Origin of the sequence: Massilia solisilvae (genome assembly GCF_024753215.1) — a bacterium.
Taxonomy (GTDB): Bacteria; Pseudomonadota; Gammaproteobacteria; order Burkholderiales; family Burkholderiaceae_D; genus Telluria; species Telluria solisilvae.
In genome coordinates, this window is record NZ_JANUGV010000015.1 from 1 (window position 1) to 5,822 (window position 5,822).

3 protein-coding genes are annotated in these 5,822 nt (G+C 62.1%); 1 reads left to right on the forward strand and 2 read right to left on the reverse strand.

Going from position 1 to position 5,822, the window contains the following annotated elements; translation table 11 throughout:
* Positions 1-373: 373 nt before the first annotated feature.
* Positions 374-2,788 (reverse strand): penicillin acylase family protein, encoded by a 2,415-nt coding sequence (locus NX773_RS23340; RefSeq protein WP_258858628.1) that lies wholly within the window; start codon positions 2,786-2,788, stop codon positions 374-376.
* 165 nt (positions 2,789-2,953) lie between these two features.
* Between NX773_RS23340 and NX773_RS23345 the strand changes: the two genes are divergently transcribed.
* The gene (locus NX773_RS23345; RefSeq protein WP_258858629.1) at positions 2,954-3,430 is read left to right on the forward strand and encodes a DUF6328 family protein; all 477 of its coding nucleotides are present in this window, start codon (positions 2,954-2,956) and stop codon (positions 3,428-3,430) included.
* Between the two features lie 283 nt (positions 3,431-3,713).
* Here NX773_RS23345 and leuA read toward each other — a convergent pair whose 3' ends face one another.
* A complete protein-coding gene (gene leuA / locus NX773_RS23350) occupies positions 3,714-5,402 on the reverse strand; it encodes a 2-isopropylmalate synthase (RefSeq protein WP_258858630.1) in 1,689 nt (562 codons plus the stop codon).
* Positions 5,403-5,822 lie beyond the last annotated feature (420 nt).

The following is a 5,822-nucleotide window of genomic DNA, read 5'->3' on the forward strand; positions in this document are numbered from 1 at the left end:
GACCGAAGTCGGAGTCGCTCACTCAAAATACTGACGAATCACTTCTTGCGAAGTGTTCATATTTTTTGTGAACATTTGATTTTTTAAGTAATCAGCCAACCGAAGTCAGCTGGCACCTTCATCAAACGCCCACACTTATCGACTGTTTGTTGTTAAAGAACAGGCAGATCAGACTGCCTTGCTGCATTGTGCGAATCGTTTTGTTCGTCAGCAGCAGAGAGATGAGATTATGCGGTGTTTTGCGATGCTCGTCAACCCCTGTGTTACTTCGTTTGCCCCGCCGCTTGTTTTTGTTACGCTACCTCGCTGCGGGGACCAGAACTATAGCAAACGCGCCGCTCCTCCGCAAGGACCAGCGTTGCATCGGAGCGACCTAATCGTTGAGTACCTGGACGCTGTAACGTGGATCGTGGCGGATCGCGGCCTCGGTGAACGGTAGTGACGGCCACTGCTTCTGGGAAAACAGCGGTACCTGGTCCGCGTACCAGGGCGACTGCGGATCGACCGACTGGCCGTAGACCAGCATCGCCCGAGCGACCGGGCCATCCTCGTCGAAAGTCACCGCCTGCACATAACTCGTGCCCCACGCGATGTTGTGGTAGCCCGATGCATCCAACTGGCTTGCCATGTGGATTGAATTGTACGAGCCGTCAATGTCGCCGATCGCACCATGCACAGCAACCCTGGCACCGTTGCGGGTATCCTCCTGGTACTGGCCCAGCGGGGCGTCGAGCGGAATGCCGAGCCCCTGCAGTTTTTGCGCGGCTTGCTTGAGCGCACCGAGCATTGCCGGCATCACCTGGCTCGCCAACCCACTTGGGGTGTTCACCGGATCGGCGGGATCAAATGGCACCGCCCACTTACCTGGAATTGCACTTGCACTGTTCCAGAACTCGCGGAAAAGCACCGCGCCGCGGCTGGCAAGCTCTGCGCGCCGATCCCATGCCGACAGCGCCTTGCAGGCGGCCTGAACCGTGCGCTCACGGCTGTCCTTGCACGCGGTGAGCAACTGCGGCAGCACCAGCTCGGCGGCATGAACCCGGTTCGCGAACGCCAGCCGTTGGACGTCCTCGAGCCCGAGCGGCTTGTGCTTGCGCAGCTCCTCCTCCAGCTGCCGGAAACCAATGCGTGTGCGGAGCTTCTGTTCGATCCCGGTCTTGCCGTACAAGGGAGAAAAACCAAGGGGCGCCGGCCCCGCCAACAGGGCACGCGCGTTCGTCAGCCAATAGCTGTCGTTCGAGTTGGCCACATAATCGGTTCGAATCATCCAGGGCGCGTTCTGCGGCGCGAAGATCCCGTCAATGCCGCCGGGGTCCTTGCCCCAGCCACAGGCGCTGCGTGCGCCATCGAATGTCAGCAGCTGCGGAACCAGCAGGCAGTCGGAAGCGAACTTGTCCGTGCCAACCCTCGGCACCACACTGGCATCGGCATACAGCGTTTCGCCAAAGCGATCGGTGGCGATAGTGTTCACCCAAGGCAGCCCGACCGTCCTGTCGAGCGCGGCCTTCAACTCGTGCACGTTGCGCGCCGTGCCGATTCCGATCCATTGGTCCAGCAAGCGCGTGTTGTTTCGGTTCGGATCGGCGAGCACGGTTACGGAGGTGCTCGTCCATCCCAGCCCAGCCGCGGGCTTGACGAGCACGACGCCCTGCTTGCTGAAGTAGAAGGTCTTGCTGCGCGAGGTGCGCGTGCCGTCCGGCTGCAGGCTGTCCACCTTGACGGTGCGCGAAGTCATTTTCATCGGCTTGCCGTCGATCAGGTAGGTCGTGTGCGTCGGATCTGCAGGATCGAGTTGCAGCCGGAACGTGGTGAAGTGAACGGCGGTCGTCACCGTATGCGTCCAGGCGACGTCGCGGTTAAAGCCAATCACCACCAGCGGAATGCCGCCGAGGATCACACCCATCGCGTCATAACGGCCTGGCACGGTCAAGTGCGCCTGGTAAAACCGGTCGGTACTGGTCCATGGGTAGTGCGGATTTCCGAGAAGGACACCGCGTCCGTTCGCGGTGATCTCCTTCCCAAGCGCAAGCGCGTTGCTGCCGAGCTTGCCGCTGGTCAGCTCATCAAGCCGTACCTGCATGAAATCCTGGTCGTGCGCGATGCTCGTCACGGCGACCGGCGTCACCGCCTTGCCCGCTTCGACGGCGCCGGCCACGATTTCGGCCGCAAATACTTCGCCGGACGCATGCAGCGCTTTCTCGGCCAGCACCAGGTACATGTCCTGCGCGGTGATCGGCCGCACCCAGGGCATGTTGTTGCACGCGGCGGGATAATGCCCCGCCCGGTCTTTCAGGTAGCGGTTGTACCCCGCGGCATATCCTTCGAGGAAATCACGCGACTCGATCGAGGCGGCCGCATAACCGGCGGCAAGCTCCGCCGGATCGAGGTAGCCCTTGAAAAAGAAATCGCTATCCTCGTTCTTCAGGTCGATAAAATCGCTTGCTGCGCCGTATTCGTCCTTGACGCGCTTGGTTGCGTGCGCGTCCGGACCGAAGAACTGCGAGCGCTCGCCGCGCACGGTCAGCAAGGAATCGGCGAACATGCACAGGTTATCCTCCGCGTAGGCGTAGGCGATGCCGTAACCAAGCCCGCGGAAGTCCTGCGCGCGCACGTGAACGATCCCATGCGAGGTGCGAGCGAGCTCGGCATGCGCGGGCTGCGGCGCCGGCACCGTCGCACTGCCCTCGGCTTCGGGAGAGCAGGCAGCCAATGCCATGGCGACCAGGGCGAGAAACGGGCGGACAAGCGAAGCGCTGCGCGCGGCAAGTGCGGGCGGGCAAATGATCACGAGGACTCCTTGCGTCGGTGAACTGGATGGGATGTCGGGGCAACGATCACGCGATCATGCGCTTGGCAGGCCCATCCGTTGTTGACAGCGCTCAACGGCCAGGGGCGGGCGCCATTCCAACCGTGCGGTATTGATGGCCCTGCCATTTTTGCGTACTGTGACCGCATGGAGAAACAGCAATCGGAGCACGACAAACTCAATACGGAGATGCGCAACATAATCGAGGAGGCGCGTGTCATCCTGCCCGGCGTACAAGCCCTCTTCGGGTTCCAGACGATCGCCGTATTCAACGCGCGCTTTACCGATCTCGCCACCTATGCCAAGGCCTGCCATGTGCTGGGGCTGGCGATGGTCGTGGTCACGATCGCGATGATCATGACCCCGGCCATCTATTACCGGGCTTGCGCTGGGGAGGCCACGCGTCACATGGCCAAAGTGTCATCGATGATGATACGCGGCGGCCTCGTCCCACTCGCACTCGGGCTATCGCTCGACATGTTCACGGTGCTGTTTGTCGTGAGCGAAAACCCCTGGCTCAGCGTGGTTGCGGGAGCGGCGGCGTTGATGCTCTTTGCTGCGCTGTGGTACCTGTTTCCCGTGCACGGACGGCATCGTTACCAGCCGCGCAATCCCGGCGTCTGATGCATTTACGCTTCGAAACGCTGTGTGTGAGCCGTCGAACAGATGGGGCTGGCGGCAGCGGGATAAAGTCCGGTTGAGTTCATTCTTTTTGTGAACTGGGCAGCACTGGCCGGTCTGGCGCCTGACATCGGGGGAGCGTCGAGATCGCAAATGTGCGCCCAGCCAACCATGCGCTTGCGGCAACGCCACAAACGCGTGATGGCTCGTTCCGGCATCAGGCTGGAACGAAAAAAGCCCCGACAGCTTGTTTGCCGGGGCTTTTTCTTTGCGCTGTTCGAGGGGCTCAGGCGGCGCTTGACGCCGGGCCGGCTTCCCCTACGCTGGCGATGTGACGGTTCACCGCGGACAGCACTGCCTTGAACGATGCCGTGACAATATTGCTGTCGATGCCGGCACCGAACAGCGTCGGTCCGTTGTCCACGCGCAGCTCCACATAGCATGCGGCTCGCGCGTTCGCCCCGGAACCGATGGCGTGCTCGTGGTAGTCCATCAGGCGGATATCCAGGCCCAGGGCAGACACGAACGCGTCGATGGGGCCGTTGCCGATCCCGTGCAGGGCCTGCGCGGCCTGGTGGCGACTGACCGTCACGTCGACGCGCACCGCGTGATTGCTGCCGCTGGTATCGGCCATCTGGTGCGCCACATAGCGGTAGGGCGCACTCGCCTCGAGGTATTCGCGCTCGAACAGCGCGTAGATATCGTTCGCCGCAATTTCGCGCCCACTCGCATCGGCCACCTTCTGCACTGCGCGCGAGAACTCGATCTGCAGCCGGCGCGGCAGCACCAGTCCGTATTCCTGTTCAAGCAAGTAGGCCATCCCGCCTTTGCCGGACTGGCTGTTGACGCGAATGACGGCGTCGTAGCTGCGGCCCAGGTCGGCAGGATCGATCGGCAGGTAAGGCACTTCCCACATCGCGTCCGCCTGTTGCTGTGCGAAGCCTTTCTTGATCGCATCCTGGTGCGACCCGGAGAACGCGGTGAAGACCAGGTCGCCCGCGTACGGGTGACGCGGATGGACCGGCAGCTGGTTGCACTCCTCCACCAGCTGGCGCACGGCATCGATGTCGGAAAAATCCAGTCCCGGGTGGACGCCCTGGGTGTAGAGGTTCAACGCCAAGGTCACGAGGTCGACGTTGCCGGTGCGCTCGCCATTGCCGAACAGGCAGCCCTCAACACGGTCGGCGCCAGCCATGACCGCCAGCTCGGCTGCCGCCACCGCCGTGCCACGGTCGTTGTGCGGGTGCACGCTGATCACCAGCGCATCGCGACGCTCGAGGTTGCGACACATCCACTCGATCTGGTCGGCATAGACGTTGGGCGTGCTGGCCTCGACCGTCGAGGGCAGGTTCACGATCATCGGCTTGTCGCGCGTCGGCTGCCATACGGAACTGAGCGCGTCGACAATCTGTTTCGAAAAATCGAGCTCGGTCGTCGAAAAGGACTCCGGCGAATACTCGAGGCGCCAGTCGGTCTCCGGATGGGCCTGGACCAGTTCCTTGACCAGGGTGGTGGCGCTGACGGCAATCTGCACGATTTCATCGCGTTCCATCCCAAACACGACGCGACGGAACACCGGCGCCACCGAGTTATAGATGTGCACGCAGGCGCGCTTGGCGCCGGCCACGGACTCGACGGTGCGGCGGATCAGCTCATCGCGCGCCTGGGTCAGCACGATGATCATCACATCGTCCGGAATGCGCCCGCTGTCGACCAGCCCACGCACGAAGTCGAAGTCGGTCTGCGATGCCGAGGGAAAGCCGACCTCGATTTCCTTCACACCGATTTTGACCAGCTGTTCAAAGAAGCGCAGCTTCTTTTCCACGCTCATCGGTTCGATCAGCGCCTGGTTGCCGTCGCGCAGGTCAGTGCTCATCCAGATCGGCGGGCGGGTAATCGTCCTGCTCGGCCACTGGCGGTCGGTCAATTGGACGGGGGCGAAGGCACGGTATTTGGTTGCGGGATTGTTCAACATTTGTTCGGGTACTCCTGAAAGCGATGAAAGCCTGATGGCACGGGTGTGGCGGCAGGCTGCCGGACGGGCCACGGAACGCTAGGCCCGGCAACCGATCGGTAGCTTTAGCAGGAGGCGAAACTGTGCGCGTGCGCCAACGGCCAGGTACAAGCTGGCGGGAGCGAACGAGGGAATAAAACGGGTGACAAACATCGGTACGACTTTCCTGGAACTGCTTGCTAAGCCGGCGGGAGCCGGACGGTTACGCGGCGTTTAGGCGCGTAGTAGCAGACCTGCCGGCGATAGGGCGCCGGTAAGCGATAGGAAGGTCGACAGATGCTGTTGATGGGACATGACTCGACTGTACGGCGTATCGCGCGTCCGTGTCAAGGGTTCGGGGACTTTGATCAGAAAACGAAAAAGCCCGCAGACATCAGTCAG

What these genes read in the sequence shown, in the direction of transcription:
- leuA (WP_258858630.1), bottom strand. Translation starts at nt 5,402, where the DNA reads ATGTTGAACAATCCCGCAACCAAATACCGTGCCTTCGCCCCCGTCCAA.
- NX773_RS23345 (WP_258858629.1), top strand. Translation starts at nt 2,954, where the DNA reads ATGGAGAAACAGCAATCGGAGCACGACAAACTCAATACGGAGATGCGC.